13 protein-coding genes are annotated in these 14,512 nt (G+C 73.1%); 6 read left to right on the top strand and 7 right to left on the bottom strand.

Annotated features, from left to right (window positions below; genetic code table 11):
• From FVS66_RS03190 to FVS66_RS03180, 3 genes are all read right to left on the bottom strand, one after another.
• Positions 1-262, bottom strand: a 262-nt coding sequence (locus FVS66_RS03190; protein ID WP_316248161.1) for a biotin/lipoyl-containing protein, incomplete at its 3' end; no start/stop codon positions are given.
• Positions 263-320: 58 nt separating this feature from the next.
• Positions 321-1,709 carry a dihydrolipoyl dehydrogenase gene (lpdA, locus tag FVS66_RS03185; RefSeq protein ID WP_149179415.1) on the bottom strand — a complete coding sequence of 463 codons (1,389 nt, stop codon included), beginning with the start codon at positions 1,707-1,709 and terminating at the stop codon, positions 321-323.
• Positions 1,710-2,104: 395 nt separating this feature from the next.
• Positions 2,105-3,625, bottom strand: a complete 1,521-nt coding sequence (locus FVS66_RS03180) for a leucyl aminopeptidase (protein WP_149179414.1) — start codon at positions 3,623-3,625, stop codon at positions 2,105-2,107.
• Between the two features lie 306 nt (positions 3,626-3,931).
• Between FVS66_RS03180 and FVS66_RS03175 the strand changes: the two genes are divergently transcribed.
• From FVS66_RS03175 to FVS66_RS03155, 5 genes are all read left to right on the top strand, one after another.
• Positions 3,932-5,995: a hypothetical protein gene (locus FVS66_RS03175; protein WP_262386780.1), complete on the top strand. Its 2,064-nt coding sequence runs from the start codon at positions 3,932-3,934 to the stop codon at positions 5,993-5,995.
• 72 nt (positions 5,996-6,067) lie between these two features.
• Positions 6,068-7,594, top strand: coding sequence for a GT4 family glycosyltransferase PelF (gene pelF / locus FVS66_RS03170; RefSeq protein ID WP_149179413.1), 1,527 nt, complete (start codon positions 6,068-6,070; stop codon positions 7,592-7,594).
• Entirely contained in the window at positions 7,594-9,189 is a 1,596-nt protein-coding gene (locus FVS66_RS03165) for a hypothetical protein (protein WP_149179412.1), read from the top strand. Before pelF ends, FVS66_RS03165 begins: the two co-directional genes overlap by 1 nt.
• Positions 9,190-9,236: 47 nt before the next feature.
• Positions 9,237-9,851: a spherulation-specific family 4 protein gene (locus tag FVS66_RS03160; RefSeq protein ID WP_149179411.1), complete on the top strand. Its 615-nt coding sequence runs from the start codon at positions 9,237-9,239 to the stop codon at positions 9,849-9,851.
• Entirely contained in the window at positions 9,851-10,678 is an 828-nt protein-coding gene (locus FVS66_RS03155; protein ID WP_149179410.1) for an endo alpha-1,4 polygalactosaminidase, read from the top strand. The genes FVS66_RS03160 and FVS66_RS03155 overlap by 1 nt, the downstream gene beginning before the upstream one ends.
• A 39-nt stretch (positions 10,679-10,717) precedes the next feature.
• Here FVS66_RS03155 and FVS66_RS03150 read toward each other — a convergent pair whose 3' ends face one another.
• Positions 10,718-11,518 carry an adenosylcobinamide-GDP ribazoletransferase gene (locus FVS66_RS03150; RefSeq protein WP_187645361.1) on the bottom strand — a complete coding sequence of 267 codons (801 nt, stop codon included), beginning with the start codon at positions 11,516-11,518 and terminating at the stop codon, positions 10,718-10,720.
• A gap of 70 nt (positions 11,519-11,588) precedes the next feature.
• Between FVS66_RS03150 and FVS66_RS03145 the strand changes: the two genes are divergently transcribed.
• Positions 11,589-12,362 carry a hypothetical protein gene (locus FVS66_RS03145; protein WP_149179409.1) on the top strand — a complete coding sequence of 258 codons (774 nt, stop codon included), beginning with the start codon at positions 11,589-11,591 and terminating at the stop codon, positions 12,360-12,362.
• On the opposite strand, the gene FVS66_RS34775 is transcribed toward FVS66_RS03145, so the two are convergent.
• The 3 genes from FVS66_RS34775 to cobT form a co-directional block, all read right to left on the bottom strand.
• Complete coding sequence (locus FVS66_RS34775; protein ID WP_262386779.1) at positions 12,293-12,991, bottom strand: hypothetical protein; 699 nt, start codon at positions 12,989-12,991, stop codon at positions 12,293-12,295. The genes FVS66_RS03145 and FVS66_RS34775 overlap by 70 nt on opposite strands.
• 8 nt (positions 12,992-12,999) lie before the next feature.
• Positions 13,000-13,302 carry a hypothetical protein gene (locus FVS66_RS03135; RefSeq protein ID WP_149179408.1) on the bottom strand — a complete coding sequence of 101 codons (303 nt, stop codon included), beginning with the start codon at positions 13,300-13,302 and terminating at the stop codon, positions 13,000-13,002.
• A 106-nt stretch (positions 13,303-13,408) separates the two neighbouring features.
• Entirely contained in the window at positions 13,409-14,500 is a 1,092-nt protein-coding gene (cobT, locus tag FVS66_RS03130) for a nicotinate-nucleotide--dimethylbenzimidazole phosphoribosyltransferase (RefSeq protein ID WP_149179407.1), read from the bottom strand.
• Between the last annotated feature and the right edge of the window lie 12 nt (positions 14,501-14,512).

Raw genomic sequence — 14,512 nt, 5'->3', positions numbered from 1 at the left:
CGGGGGCCGCGGCGGGGGCGCCCGTACCGTCGTCGATGACGGCCAGCTCGGCGCCGACCTCGACGGTCTCGTCCTCGGCGACCTTGATGTTGGACAGGATGCCGGAGGCGGGGGCGGGGATCTCGGTGTCGACCTTGTCGGTGGAGACCTCGAGCAGCGGCTCGTCGGCCTCGACGCGCTCACCCTCGGCCTTCAGCCAGCGGGTGACGGTGCCCTCGGTGACGCTCTCGCCGAGCGCCGGCAGGGTTACGGAAACCGGCATGGTTTCACTTGCTCCTAACGAACTTGTGCGGTAAGTGGTCGCGCCCGGTGACTGAGGGTCAGTCGTGGGAGTGAAGGGGCTTGCCGGCCAGCGCGAGGTGCGCTTCGCCGAGCGCCTCGTTCTGTGTCGGGTGGGCGTGCACCAGCTGGGCGACCTCGGCCGGCAGCGCCTCCCAGTTGTAGATCAGCTGAGCCTCGCCGACCTGCTCGCCCATGCGGTCACCGACCATGTGGACGCCGACCACGGCACCGTCCTTGACCTGGACGAGCTTGATCTCGCCCGCGGTCTTGAGGATCTTGCTCTTGCCGTTGCCCGCGAGGTTGTACTTCAGAGCGACGACCTTGTCCGCGCCGTAGATCTCCTTGGCCTTGGCCTCGGTGATGCCCACGGAGGCGACCTCGGGGTGGCAGTACGTCACCCGGGGCACGCCGTCGTAGTCGATCGGCACCGGCGTGAGACCGGCGAGCCGCTCCGCCACCAGGATGCCCTCGGCGAAGCCGACGTGCGCGAGCTGGAGCGTGGGGACGAGGTCGCCGACGGCCGAGATCGTCGGCACGTTGGTGCGCATGTACTCGTCGACCAGGACGTGGCCGCGGTCCATGGCGACGCCCTGCTCCTCGTAGCCCAGGCCCTGGGAGACCGGGCCGCGGCCGATCGCGACCAGCAGCACCTCCGCCTCGAAGGTCTTGCCGTCGGCCAGGGTGACCTTGACCCCGTTGTCGGTGTACTCGGCGCTCTGGAAGAACGTGCCGAGGTTGAACTTGATGCCGCGCTTGCGGAAGGCGCGCTCAAGAAGCTTCGAGCTGTTCTCGTCCTCGACCGGGACGAGGTGCTTCAGGCCCTCGATGACGGTGACGTCCGCGCCGAAGGACTTCCACGCCGAGGCGAACTCGACGCCGATGACGCCGCCGCCCAGGATGATCGCGGACTCCGGGACCCGGTCCAGCGTCAGGGCGTGGTCCGAGGAGAGGATGCGGTTGCCGTCGATCTCCAGGCCCGGCAGCGACTTCGGTACGGAACCGGTGGCGAGGAGGACATGGCGGCCCTCGACCCGCTGACCGTTCACGTCGACGGAGGTGGGGGAGGAGAGGCGGCCCTCACCCTCGATGTAGGTCACCTTGCGGGAGGCGACCAGACCCTGCAGGCCCTTGTAGAGACCCGCGATCACATCGTCCTTGTACTTGTGGACGCCCTTGATGTCGATGCCCTCGAAGGAGGTCTTCACACCGAACTGGTCCGCCTCGCGGGCCTGGTCCGCGATCTCACCGGCGTGGAGCAGGGCCTTGGTGGGAATGCAGCCGTTGTGCAGACAGGTGCCGCCGAGCTTGTTCTTCTCGATGAGTGCGACGTCCAGGCCCAGCTGCGCACCTCGCAGGGCCGCGGCGTAACCGCCACTGCCACCGCCGAGGATCACTAGGTCGAAAACGGTGCTGGCGTCGTTCGCCACGTCACGTCCTCCATGCATGAGCGCCGGTCGCCGGACCCTTTGTCCCCTTCGGGGGGATGACCGGTCGGTCGGCTGGTGTTCGGCCGCTGTCTCTTCGGCCCTGTGGTGGGGGCCCTGTCCTGCCGGGAACCCATCTTCGCACTTGTCGCCGCGGTCCGGGACGCGGGGCCGGTTCCTGAGACGGACGATGATCCACGGCCCGAGGTCGCCGCTGTCTGCGAACGTACGGATTTCGTCGTCAGCGAACGGAACGGCGACGGCCCCGGACGGGTGACGTCCGGGGCCGTACGCGTGTGCCGGCTCAGGTGCCGGCCTCGTGCTCACCGGCGGGCCGTAGCCGCCTGGCCCCTTTGCTGCCGGCCCGACGGGCCGGCAGCCCTCCCCGGGGCCGGGCGTCAGCCGAGCTCGCCCTCCGCGGTGCGCTCCGCGAGCCGCACCAGGGTGCGGACCGCCGAGCCGGTGCCGCCCTTCGGGGTGTAGCCGAACGGGCCGGACTCGTTGAAGGCCGGTCCCGCGATGTCCAGGTGGGCCCAGGTGATGCCCTCGCCGACGAACTCCTTCAGGAACAGGCCGGCCACCAGGCCGCCGCCCATGCGCTCACCCATGTTGGCGATGTCGGCGGTGGGGGAGTCCATGCCCTTGCGCAGGTCCGACGGGAGCGGCATCGGCCAGGACGGCTCGCCGACCTCCTCGGCGATCTCGTGGACGGCGGTACGGAACGCGTCGTCGTTCGCCATGATCCCGAACCTGCGGTTGCCGAGCGCCAGTACCATCGCGCCGGTCAGCGTCGCCACGTCCACGATGGCGTCCGGGTTGTCCTCCGAGGCGCGGGTGAGCGCGTCGGCCAGGACCAGGCGGCCCTCGGCGTCGGTGTTCAGCACCTCGACGGTCTTGCCGCTGTACATGCGCAGCACGTCACCGGGGCGGGTGGCGGAGCCGGACGGCATGTTCTCGGCGAGCGCCAGCCAGCCGGTGACGTTGACCGGCAGGCCGAGCCGGGCGATGGCCACGACCGCGGCGAACACGGCGGCGGCGCCGCTCATGTCGCACTTCATGGTCTCGTTGTGGCCGGCCGGCTTCAGGGAGATGCCGCCCGAGTCGTAGGTGATGCCCTTGCCGACCAGGGCGAGGGTCTTCTCCGCGTCCGGGTGCGTGTAGGCCAGCTTCACCAGGCGCGGCGGGTTCTGCGAGCCGGCGCCGACGCCGAGGATGCCGCCGTAGCCGCCCTTGGCGAGCGCCTTCTCGTCGAGGACCTGGACCTTGACGCCGTTCTCCTTGCCGGCCGCGGTGGCGACGGCGGCGAACGCCTCGGGGGTCAGGTCGTTCGGCGGGGTGTTGATGAGGTCGCGGGCCCGGTTGACCTCCTCGGTCAACGCGAGTGCCCGCTCGGCGGCCGCCTTGTACGCCTTGTCGCGCGGCTTGGCGCCGAGCAACGCCACCTCCGCGAGGGGGCGCTTGGCGTCCTTGCCCTGCTCCTGGTAGGCCGTGAAGGCGTACGCGCCGAGCAGCGCGCCCTCCGCGATGGCCTCCGCGTCCTCGACCGCCTCGACGGGCAGGGCGAACGCGGCCTTCTTGGAGCCGACCAGGGCGCGGGCGGCGGTACCGGCGGCGCGGCGGAGCGCCTCGGTGCCGTACGTCTCGTCCTTCTCGGGGGCAGAGCCGAGTCCGATCGCGAGGACGAGCGGGGCCTTCAGTCCGCCGGGCGACGGCACCTTGGTCACCTCACCCTCGGCTCCGGAAGCGCCGAGGGTCTCCAGGACGGTGGCGAGCTTTCCGTCGAACGCCGCGTCCACGGCCTCGGCGCCCGGCGCGACGACGAGCCCCTTGCCGCCGTTCGCGGCCTTGGCGACGCCCACCACGAGGGCGTCGGCGCGCAGCGTCGCGACGCCGGCGGTGCTGAGAGTGAGAGCAGTCACGGTGGTGAAATCTCGCTTCCGTTGAGTTCTGTCGCGGTCGAGGGGTGGGCCGACCGTGCCCGCCGCATGGTAATTCGGCCCGTTGGAGCGTCACGCACGAGCCTACGCGCGCGTGTGCGGTTCGCTCACGGTGGCGGCCGTTCACCCGTCCGGGCCGTGTCTTTGATGTCTGCCGGATCAGAACATGAGAGCTGCATCACACTCCCGGCAATCAAGCGAGGTGACCACGTACCCGTTTGCATCATCTCCACAGATCCTCCCGGTGCGGGCGCGTCGCACGGGAGTACCCGTCAGGGGGGAAAGACCATGCACCGCCACGGAATCCGGGCCTTGAGAACGGCCGGAACCCTGCTCGCCGCGGCCCTGCTCACCGGCCTGCCGCCGGCCTCGGCCGCCGGCGCCGCGACCACCGCCGCCGACGCCGTGCCGCGCGTCGACCTCACCGTCCTCGTCGTCGACGACGGGGGCGGCGCGGTCGCGGCCCTCACATCCGAACTCCGCGATTCCGGCGTGCCGTACCGCCGTGTCGCCCTCACCGACCCGGACCGGCCGGTCATCGACGCCGCGTTCCTCGCCGAACCCCGCGACGGGGCGACCGGCCGCCCCCGCGCCAAGTACCAGGGCGTGATCCTGCCGGACGAGGCGCCGTACGGTCTCGGCGCCGAGGAGCGGGCCGCACTCACCATGTACGAGCAGACCTACGCCGTCCCGCAGGTCGACGCCCACACCTGGGCGCACCCCGGCGTCGGTCTCGACTACACCGACCAGGGCGGCTACTCGGGCGTCCTGGACGGCAGACCGGCCGCCGTCACCGCCGCCGGGAAGGCCGGGCCCTTCGGCTACCTCGACGGGCCGGTCACCTTCGAGGACAACGACCCGGCCGTGTCCGAGAGCTACGGCTACGCGGGTCGCCCCCGCGACGGCTACACCAGCCTCCTCGACGTCCCCGTCGACGGCGGCGGACGCGCCAGTCTGATCGGCGAGTACGCCCACGACGGCCGCCGCGAACTGGTCGTCACCTTCGCCTACAACCAGTACCAGCGGCAGTTCCGAGCCGTCGCCCGCGGCATCGTCGAGTGGGTCACGCAGGGCGTCCACCTCGGGCGGAGCCGGTACCACTTCGCCGTCCACGTCGACGACGTCTTCGCCCCCGACTCCCGCTGGGACACCGAACGGAACTGCACCCCGGGCGACTTCGACTGCCCCGGCGGCGACGGCGAGGGCACCAGGCCCATCCGGATGACCGCCGCGGACGCCCGCTACGCCGCCGCGTGGCAGCGCACCGCCGGCCTCACCCTCGACATGGTCTACAACGCCGGTGCGGGCGAGGAGTGGAATACCGAACACGGCGGCAGCGACCCCCTCACCGACCGGCTCCTCGCCGACAGGAACGCCTACCGCTGGGTCAACCACACCTACACGCACCCCTTCCTCGGCTGCGTCCAGGACACCTCCACCGTCCCCTGGAAGTGCGCCACCGACGCCTCGGGCGACACCCTGTGGGCGAGCCGCGCCGAGATCTCCGCGCAGATCCGCGACAACCACAGATGGGCCGTCACCAAGGGGCTCTCCGTCGACCGCGCCGAGCTCGTCACGGGTGAGCACTCCGGCCTCGCCACCCTGCCCCAGCAGCCCCAGGACAACCCCCACCTCGCCGGCGCCCTCGCCGACAACGGCATCCGCTGGATCGGCAGCGACAACTCCCGCGAACCCGCCCAGCGACCCGTCGGCACCGCCCGCACCGTCCCGCGCCACCCGATGAACGTGTACTACAACGTCGGCACCGCCGCCGAGATGACCGACGAGTACAACTGGATCTACACCAGAGGCTCCGACGGCGGCAGCGGCGTCTGCGAGACGAACCCCGCCTCCACCTGTCTGGGCGCCCCTCTCGACCCGGCCACCGGCTACGCCTCGTACATCGTCCCGCAGGAGGCCCGCATCGCCCTCGGGCACGTCCTGACGGGCGACCCGCGCCCCCACTACGTCCACCAGTCCAACCTCGCCGAGGAGCGCCTCCTCTACCCCGTCCTCGACCGGATCCTCGCCGACTACCGTGCCCTCTTCGCCGACAACACCCCGCTCGTCAACCCCCGCCACCGCGACATCGGCACGGAACTCCAGCGCCGCGCCGCCTGGGACCGCGCCGTCGCCGACGGCGAGGTCACCGCGTACCGCGTCGGCGACACCGTCACCATCCGGGCGCCGAGGGGTGTGACCGCCCCCGTCACGGCGCCCGAGGGCACACGGAAGCGCACGCTCCTCGGTTCGAGCGCCTTCGGCGCCCCCTACGCGGGCGCCCGCTCCGCCTGGGAGACTCCTGGGGCGTTCCGGACCGCCATCACGCTCACGCTGCCGACGACCGACTGACCACACCGGCCCGACCTTCCGCACCGGCCCGACCTTCCGCACCGGCCTGACCATCCACACCGGGGGAACACCATGTTCAGCAGCGGCCGCCATGTCACCATGCTCACCGAAGGCACCTATCCACATGCCCACGGGGGCGTGAGCACCTGGTGCGACCAGCTCGTGCGCGGCATGCCCGAAGTCGACTTCCAGATCCTCGCCCTCACCGGCAGCGGCCGGGAACCGGTCACCTGGCAGCTGCCGCCCAACGTCTACCGGCACACCTCGTTCCCCCTGTGGGGGCCCGCTCCCGGCCGCTCCCGGCCCCTGGTCGGCCGGGAGCGCCGCCGCTTCATCGACACGTACGAACGCTTCCTGCTCGCCATCCTGGACCCCGCCGCGCCCCGCAGCCACTTCGCCGATGGCCTCTTCGACCTCGCCGAACTCGCCCGCCGCGGACGCCTCTCGGCGGCCCTGCGCTCCGAGTCCGTCCTGCGGTCCCTGATATGGATCTGGACCATGCCGCATCTGGACACCGCCGCCGCCCGGCCCACCGTCCACGACGCCCTGACCGCCACCGACCTCCTCGAACACGCCCTGCGCCCGCTCGGTGCCCGGATACCCGACGACTGCGTCGCCCACGCGGTCTCCAGCGGCCTCGCCACCCTCCCCGCCCTCGTCGCCCAGCACTTCGAAGGCGTATCGTTCCTGCTCACCGAGCACGGCATCTACCTGCGGGAGCGCTACCTCGGCTACCGCACCGAAGCCCAGCGGTGGCCCGTCAAGGCCCTCGTCCTCGGCTTCTACCGCGAGCTGAACTCCCTCGGCTACCGCAAGGCCGACCTCATCACCCCCTGCAATCAGTACAACCGGCGCTGGGAGGAACGCGGCGGCGCCCCCGCCGACCGCATCCGCACCGTCTACAACGGCGTCGACCCGCACGCCTTCCCCCTCGCCGGACCCGACCCGGACATACCCACGCTCAGCTGGTGCGGCCGCATCGACCCCATCAAGGACCTGGAGACCCTCATCCGGGCGTACGCCATCGCCCGCGCCGAACTCCCCGAGCTGCGCCTGCGCCTCTTCGGCCCCGTCCCGGCCGGAAACGAGGACTACCGCACCACCCTGGAGAAGCTCGCCGCCGAACTCGGTGTCGGCGACGGCATCAGCTACGAGGGCCGCGTCGAGGACGTCGCCCGCGCCTACGCCGCCGGCAGCCTCGTGATGCTCTCCTCCATCAGCGAGGGCTTCCCCTTCTCCCTCATCGAGGCCATGTCCTGCGGCCGCGCCACCGTCTCCACCGACGTCGGAGGCGTACGTGAGGCAGTCGGCGACACCGGAGTCGTCGTCCCGCCCCGCGAACCCGCCGTCATGGCAGAGGCCGCCCTCACCCTCCTCCGCGACGGCCGGCGCCGTGCCGAACTCGGCCGCCGCGCCCGGCAGCGCGTCATCGACCAGTTCACGCTCCGCCGCTCCGTCGACCAGTTCCGCCGCGTCTACCTCGAACTGGCCGGGTTCCCCGAGCCGGAGCCCGCGACCGTCGAGACCGGCGACTGGACCCTCCAGCTCCGGATCACCGACCCCTGGTACAGCGAGCCGGTCGCCGAAGGGTCGGTGTGATGAGCGGTTCCCTCTGGCTCACCCCGCCCGGCGCCTCCGTAACCCACGGCACCGCGGGTCCCGGCACCCCCGCTTCGGGCACCCACCGCTCCGGCGGCGACACCCTCACCCGTATCCCCAGGCCGCCCGGGCAGCGGCCCGCCTGGGCGGCCGCCGACCCTGTCGACGAGCTCACCATCCGGCTGGAGCCCCTGATAGCGCAGGCCGTCCACCCGGACGAGATCGCCGCCATCCTGGAGTCCGACGGCATGACGGACGACCACATACGGCTCAACTACGGCCGTGAGAACTCCTTCGCGCTCGCCGAGGACCTCTACGCGCGCGTGGACCGCCGGTACCCCGAACCGGCCGTACCGCCCGCCGACCCCTGGCACACCGGACTCGGCGGCTGTGTCCTGCGCGGCCTGGTCTTCGCCCTCCCCGGCCTCGCGTACGTGCTGGGCGCGCCCCTGCTGGCCGGGCCGCCGGGCCCGCTGGGGCTGCCCGCCGGGACGGTGCCGCTGCTCGCGGGCGCCATCACCGGCTGGGTGTGGAACCAGGCGCTGTCCCACCGCGCGTACGCCTGGCTCGGCCTGGGCGACCGGTCCGCAGCCGCCCGCACACTCCTGGCCGGCGCCCCGCCCGGCGCGCTTCTGGGGGCGCTCGTCGCGGCCGCGGCGGCCCAGGCAGGCCAGTGGGGCGCGGTCGCGTTCGCCGCCGGGCAGTCCCTGTACCTCGCGGCCGCGACCGCGCTGCTCGTACTCGACCGGGAGAAGGCGCTGTTCGGGGCGCTGCTGCCGCTGGGCGCCGGCGCCCTGGCCGCGCTCTGGTCGGCGCCGCCGCCGCCGGTGCGGATCGCGCTCCTGCTGGTCTCCCTCCTCGCCGCGATGGGCCTGGCGGCCCGCGCCCTGGCGGTGGAGACCTCGCCGGGTGTGCCCGAGGGTTCCCCCGGCGCGGCCGGGGGGAGCACCGGGAGCAGGGCGGCGCCCCGGCTCGCCGCCTCCCTCCCGTACGGGCTGTTCGGCCTCGGCACGGGCCTGCTGGTGCTCCACACCGCGATCGGTGACGTCCTCGCGTACGGCCCGGCCGCCGCCCCCGGTGCGAGCTCCGGCTCCACCGGAGCGGCTGGCGCCGCGCCCGCCGTCGCGTCCGCCGTCGCGCTCACCCTGTCCATGGGGCCCGCCGAGTGGCTGCTGTACCGGTTCCGCGGCGAGAGCCTCGCCGGGCTGCGGGCCTCCACCAGCCCGGGCGCCTTCCGCCGGGCCACCGGCGGGGTCCTCGCGCTCTGCCTGGCCGGGTATCTGACGGTGCTGCTGGTGCTGGCCGCGGCCGGGACGGCGCTCATTCCGGGGGCGCCGGCCCTCGGGGGCGTACGGCTGCTGACGCTGCTGCTGATCGGTACGGTCCTGTGGACCGCCCTGCTGCTCCAGTCGTTCGGCGCCGTGCTCAGCCCGGCCGCCGTGTGCACGGCCGCGGCCGGCGCGCAGACCGTGGCCCTGGCCACCGGCGCGGCCGACCCGCGCGCGGCGGGCGTGGTGGTGGCGGGCGCGGCGGCCCTCGTGCTCGCCACGCTCTGCGGCCTCCTGCTCGGCCGCGCCACCGCCCACCGGTACTGACCCGCCCCACAAGCCCCTCCCACAAGACCCCGCAAGGACCGCCCCGTATGAACCTGCTGGTGCCGTACTACGAGCACCCCGACCACCGCCCCGCCGAATGGGAGGCGCTCATCGCGTCCGCGCCCCTCCTGTACGGCGTCGTCCTCAACCCCGCCAGCGGCCCCGGCGCCGCACCCGATCCGGCGTTCGCCGCCGTCGCCGCCCGGCTGCGCGAGGCGGGCGTCCGCGTCCTCGGCTACGCCGACACCGACTACGGCCGCCGCCCGCACGCGGGCGTCGTACGGGACCTGCTGCGCCACCGCGACTGGTACGGCACGGACGGCGCCTTCCTGGACCAGGCGGCGACCGGTCCCGAACTGCTCGCCCACTACCGGCGCCTGGCGGTGTCCGCACGCGCGGCGGGCGCCACCACGCTGGTCCTCAACCACGGCGCGCCGCCCCACCTCTCGTACGCCCCACTCGCCGACCTGCTGGTCACCTTCGAGGGCCCCTGGGACACCTACCGGGACCTGGTGGAGGACCGGCCGGTCGCCGAGCACCACTGCCACCTGGTGTACGCGGCGCCGCCGGACGCCCACCTCACCGCGCCCGTCCGGTGCGCCGTACCCGGCGACGGGACACACCCCTGGGGAACCCTTCCGCACGTACTGGAGCACCACTGATGAGACGCCCGCCCCTGCCGATAGTGGCAACGGCCGCCCTGGCCCTGCTGCTGGCCGGATGCACCGCCACCCCCGACGACCCGGAACCACCGCCCGGCGGCACCAGCCCCGCCCCGAGCCCCTCGGGCGGTGTCTGGCGGCCGGAGCCGGGTGTGGCCTGGCAGTGGCAGCTCAGCGGCGGGCTCGACCCGGCCGTGGACGTACCGGTGTACGACATCGACGGCTTCGACCACCCCGCGTCCGCCGTCGCCGATCTGCACCGGCGCGGCCGCAAGGTGATCTGCTACCTGTCCACCGGCGCCTGGGAGGACTTCCGGCCCGACGCGGCGAAGTTCCCCAAGGCGGTCCTCGGCAAGGGCAACGGCTGGGAGGGCGAGCGCTGGCTGGACATCCGCCGCACCGACGTCCTCGAACCGCTGATGGCCGCCCGTATCGACATGTGCCGTGACAAGGGCTTCGACGCGGTGGAGCCCGACAACATGGACGGCTACGCCAATGACACCGGCTTCCCCCTGACGGGCGCCGACCAGCTCCGCTACAACCGCCTCATCGCCCGCCTCGCCCACGAGCGCGGCATGTCCGTGGGCCTCAAGAACGACCTGGACCAGATCCCCGAACTCGTCGGCGACTTCGACTTCGCCGTCAACGAGCAGTGCGCCCAGTACGACGAGTGCGACGCGCTCAAGCCGTTCCTCAAGGCCGGGAAGGCGGTCTTCCACGCCGAGTACGAGCTGCCCACGCGCGCGTTCTGCCCGCCGGCCAGGAAGACCGGGATGAGCTCGATACTGAAGAAGTACGACCTGGGGGTCTGGCGCGAGCCCTGCTGAGCACCCTGCCCGCCGACCCAGTGGCCGGTCGAGCTGCCGTCAGCCGAGCGTCAGGGCCAGCAGCGCGGCGGTCGCCGCCGTCTCCGCCACCGCGCCGAACACATCACCCGTAACCCCGCCGAACCGGCGCACACAACGGCGCAGCAGCATCTCGGCCGCGCCCAGCGCCAGCAGCGCGGCCAGCGCGTGGCGCACCGCGTCGTACGGCCCCGACAACGCCCCCGCGCCCGCGCACGCGCCCAGGACCAGGACGGCGGCGCCGAGCGCGGCGCGCTCCGGGACCGTGCCGGCGACCACCGCGCCCAAGCCCTCGGGGCGGGCAGCCGGGACGGCGGTGCGGGACGCGAGGGTGAGCGCCAGTCGGGCGACCGTGCCGGCCAGGGCGGCCGCGACGGCGCCGCGCACCCAGCCGTCCGTGTACAGCTCGTACAGCGCCGCCACCTGGGCGAGCAGTACGAACAGCAGGGTGATCACACCGAACGGGCCGATGTCCGACTGCTTCATGACGCGCAGCGCGTCCTCGGCGGGCTTCCCGCTGCCGAGCCCGTCCGCCGTGTCGGCCAGCCCGTCCAGGTGCAGCCCCCGTGTCAGCAGCGCGGGCACGGCCGCCGAGGCGACGGCGGCGAGCAGCGGGCCCGAGCCGAGCAGCAGGAGCAGCCCGCCGGCCGCCGCCGCGCACAGGCCCACGACCAGCCCGGCGACGGGCGCGCACAGCATCCCGGAGCGGGCGGCGTCGCGGTCCCAGTGTGTGACGCGCGCGGGCAGCACGGTGAGCGTGCCGAAGGCGAAACGCAGGCCGTGGAGGCGCGGAATCTCGTCGGAAGTCGTCACCGCGCGCACACTAGTCGCTGCCACCCGCCCCCATCGGGCGGTAAATTGCCCATAACGCCCGATTTAGGACAGGGGTGGCATGGGTCACTGGTTCTACCGCAACATCGTCGAGCCCGGCAAGCTGCCGCTGCTCATCGCGCTGTGCTCCTTCGTGCTCACCTTCCTCGCGACCCGGACGGTCACCCGGCTCATCCGCGCCGGCAAGGGCCCCTTCCGGAATGTCACGCCCGGTGGCGTGCACATCCATCATGTGGTGCCCGGAGTCGTCCTCACCGTGGTCGGCGGGTTCGGCTCGGTCGGTGCCGGGCTGCGCGGACCCGCCGCCATCGTCTTCGCCGTCCTGTTCGGCATGGGTGCCGGGCTGGTCCTCGACGAGTTCGCCCTGATTCTCCACCTCGACGACGTGTACTGGACCGAACAGGGCCGCCAGAGCGTGGAGGTGGTCGTCCTCACCACCGCTCTGGTCGTACTCGTCCTGGGCGGCTTCTCCCCGCTCGGGGTGGACGCGCTCACCCCCGAGGAGCGGCAGAACCGGGCGGGTTTCGTCCTGACCCTCGGGCTGAACTTCCTGTTCGTGGTGATCGCCCTGCTCAAGGGCAAGTTCCGGATGGCCATCCTCGGCACGCTGGTGCCGTTCGTCGCCATCGTCGGCGCGCTGCGGCTGGCCCGCCCCGGGTCCCTCTGGTCGCGGCGCGTCTACCGGAGGCGCCCCCGCGCGCGGGCCCGGGCCGGGCTGCGGGCCTACCACCACGACCGCCGCTGGGTCCGCCTCGGCCGGCGCTTTCAGGACCTGATCGGCGGCGCCCCCCACCCCGTACCGCCCCGGGAGCCAGGCGACGGCGACCGGCGCTGACGCCACGCCAGGACCCCGTACACGACGAGGATTCCGGCGATGGCCGCCAGGTGCTCCTTGCCGGCCAGGTTCGGCTTGACGATCACCTCGACCACCATGGCGACGATGACCAGCCAGCCCGTCAGCCACGCCCGGTACCGCCAGCACACGAACACCGCCAGGCCGACTACCGCCGCCGACGGGCCGGTGTCCACCACTCGCGCGTCCGACGCGGGCAGCCCCAGCGGGCTGTCCGGGCCCAGCGCGATACCCACGCGCGCGTACATCGTCCCGGCCAGCGTCGCCGCGTACGCGATGAGCAGGGTCCGCACCCGGCCCAGGCAGATCTCGGAGATCCCGAACACCACGAGTATCTGGGCGAGCGCGCCCCACACCGGCAGGTGCAGAGCCGGTACGAACAGCGACAGCGGCGTGCGCAGCAGCGCCACCCACAAGGGGTCCTCGGCCCGCACCGACCCGATGGCCTGTATCGGCCCATAGCCCCACGACTGGTTCTGCACCAGCTGGAACAGCGCTGTCAGACACACCGCGCCCAGCGTCAGCGCGACCGAGGGCCACCCCCGCTCGGCCAGGGCCGCCCTCACGGTCCCGAACAGCGGCCCCCACTCGTGGCGCGCGAACTCCCTCACCCCCGGTCTCACCGCGTACCCCCCGGCCGCGGCCGGCCCGCCCACCCGGACAGACGCACCCCGCGCGGCAGCGGCGCCGCCACGTCGGGGAACTCCCGCCGCCCGGCGAGCGGCGCCGCGACGAAGGCGGCGGTCAGCCCCGGCGACACTCCGTTCCGGGTGTCGAAGCACTCGTCCGTGTTGTGCCGGCGCGGGTTCTGGCCGAACGAGAACCGGACCGCGCTCAGGAGTCTGACGGACGCGACGGCGCGCGGACACCGGACGGCGAACGCGGCGGCGCGCCGCGACAGGGTTGTTCGTTCGGCAGCCAACCAGGACCTCTCCCATGAAACGCGATCAGATGGGGCATCGCGTGTCACGGCGGACGCCGGTGCGGCGCACCTCCGTCGAGAACGGGAGGTGACCGCACCGGAGACGTCAGTCCGAGCCGCCCTCCGCGGTCCCGTCCGCCCGGTCCGGCTGGTCGGGCCGTTCCGGCAGCTCCGCCGCGAGCGCCGCGGCGGCCTGGACGAGGGGGAGGGCGAGCAGAGCCCCGGTTCCTTCTCCCACACTGACGCCGTGGTCGAGCAGCGGGTTGAGTGCCATCCGGTCCAGTGCCTTCGCCTGTGCCGGCTCCCCGCTCACCTGGCCTGCCAGCCACCAGTCCGGCGCCCGGAACGCGGCCCGCTGACCCACCAGCGCACACGCCGCCGACACGACCCCGTCCAGGATCACCGGCATCCGCCGCACCGCGGACTGGAGGAGGAACCCGGTCGTCGCCGCGATGTCCGCGCCGCCCACCGCCGCCAGCAGCTCCAACTGGTCGCCGAGCACCGGCCGCGCCCGGCGCAGCGCGTCCCGGATCGCCGCGCACTTGCGCATCCACGCCAGATCGTCGATGCCCGCGCCACCGCGCCCGGTCACCACCGACGCGTCCGTGCCGCACAGCGCGGCGATGAGCGTGGCGGCGGCGGTGGTGCCGCCGACACTGAGGTCGCCCAGCACCACCAGGTCCGTGCCCGAGTCGGCCTCCTCGTCGGCGACGGCCATGCCGAGCCGTACGGCCCGCTCGGCCTCCTCCGCCGTGAGGGCGTCCTCGAGGTCGATCCGCCCGCTGCCGCGCCGCACCCGGTGCCGTACGACATCCTCGGGCAGCAGCTCCGGTTCGCAGTCGAGACCGGCGTCCACGACCCGTACGGGCACGTTCATGCGCCGTGCCAGCACGGCGACCGGACCGGCCCCGTCCAGCACGGCCCGTACGAGGGTGTGCGCCGTCCCGGCGTCCCGTCCCGACACACCGAGCTTCGCCACGCCGTGGTCGCCGGCGAACAGCACCACGCGCGGCCGCTCCACCGGCCGTACGGGGACGGCGCCCTGAGCGGCGGACAGCCATTCACCGAGCTCGTCAAGACGGCCGAGCGCACCGGGTGGGACGGCCAGCCGCTCCCGGCGTTCCTCGGCGTCCCTGCGTGTGCCGCTGTCGGGGCGCTCGATCAGATCGGAGAAGTCGTCGAGATTCAGCCTGCTCATTCGCGGAACAGT

It is taken from the genome of Streptomyces sp. TRM49041 (assembly GCF_008271805.1).
In the GTDB taxonomy this organism is placed as follows: Bacteria; Actinomycetota; Actinomycetes; order Streptomycetales; family Streptomycetaceae; genus Streptomyces.
This window is presented reverse-complemented; position numbering and strand designations above follow the sequence as displayed.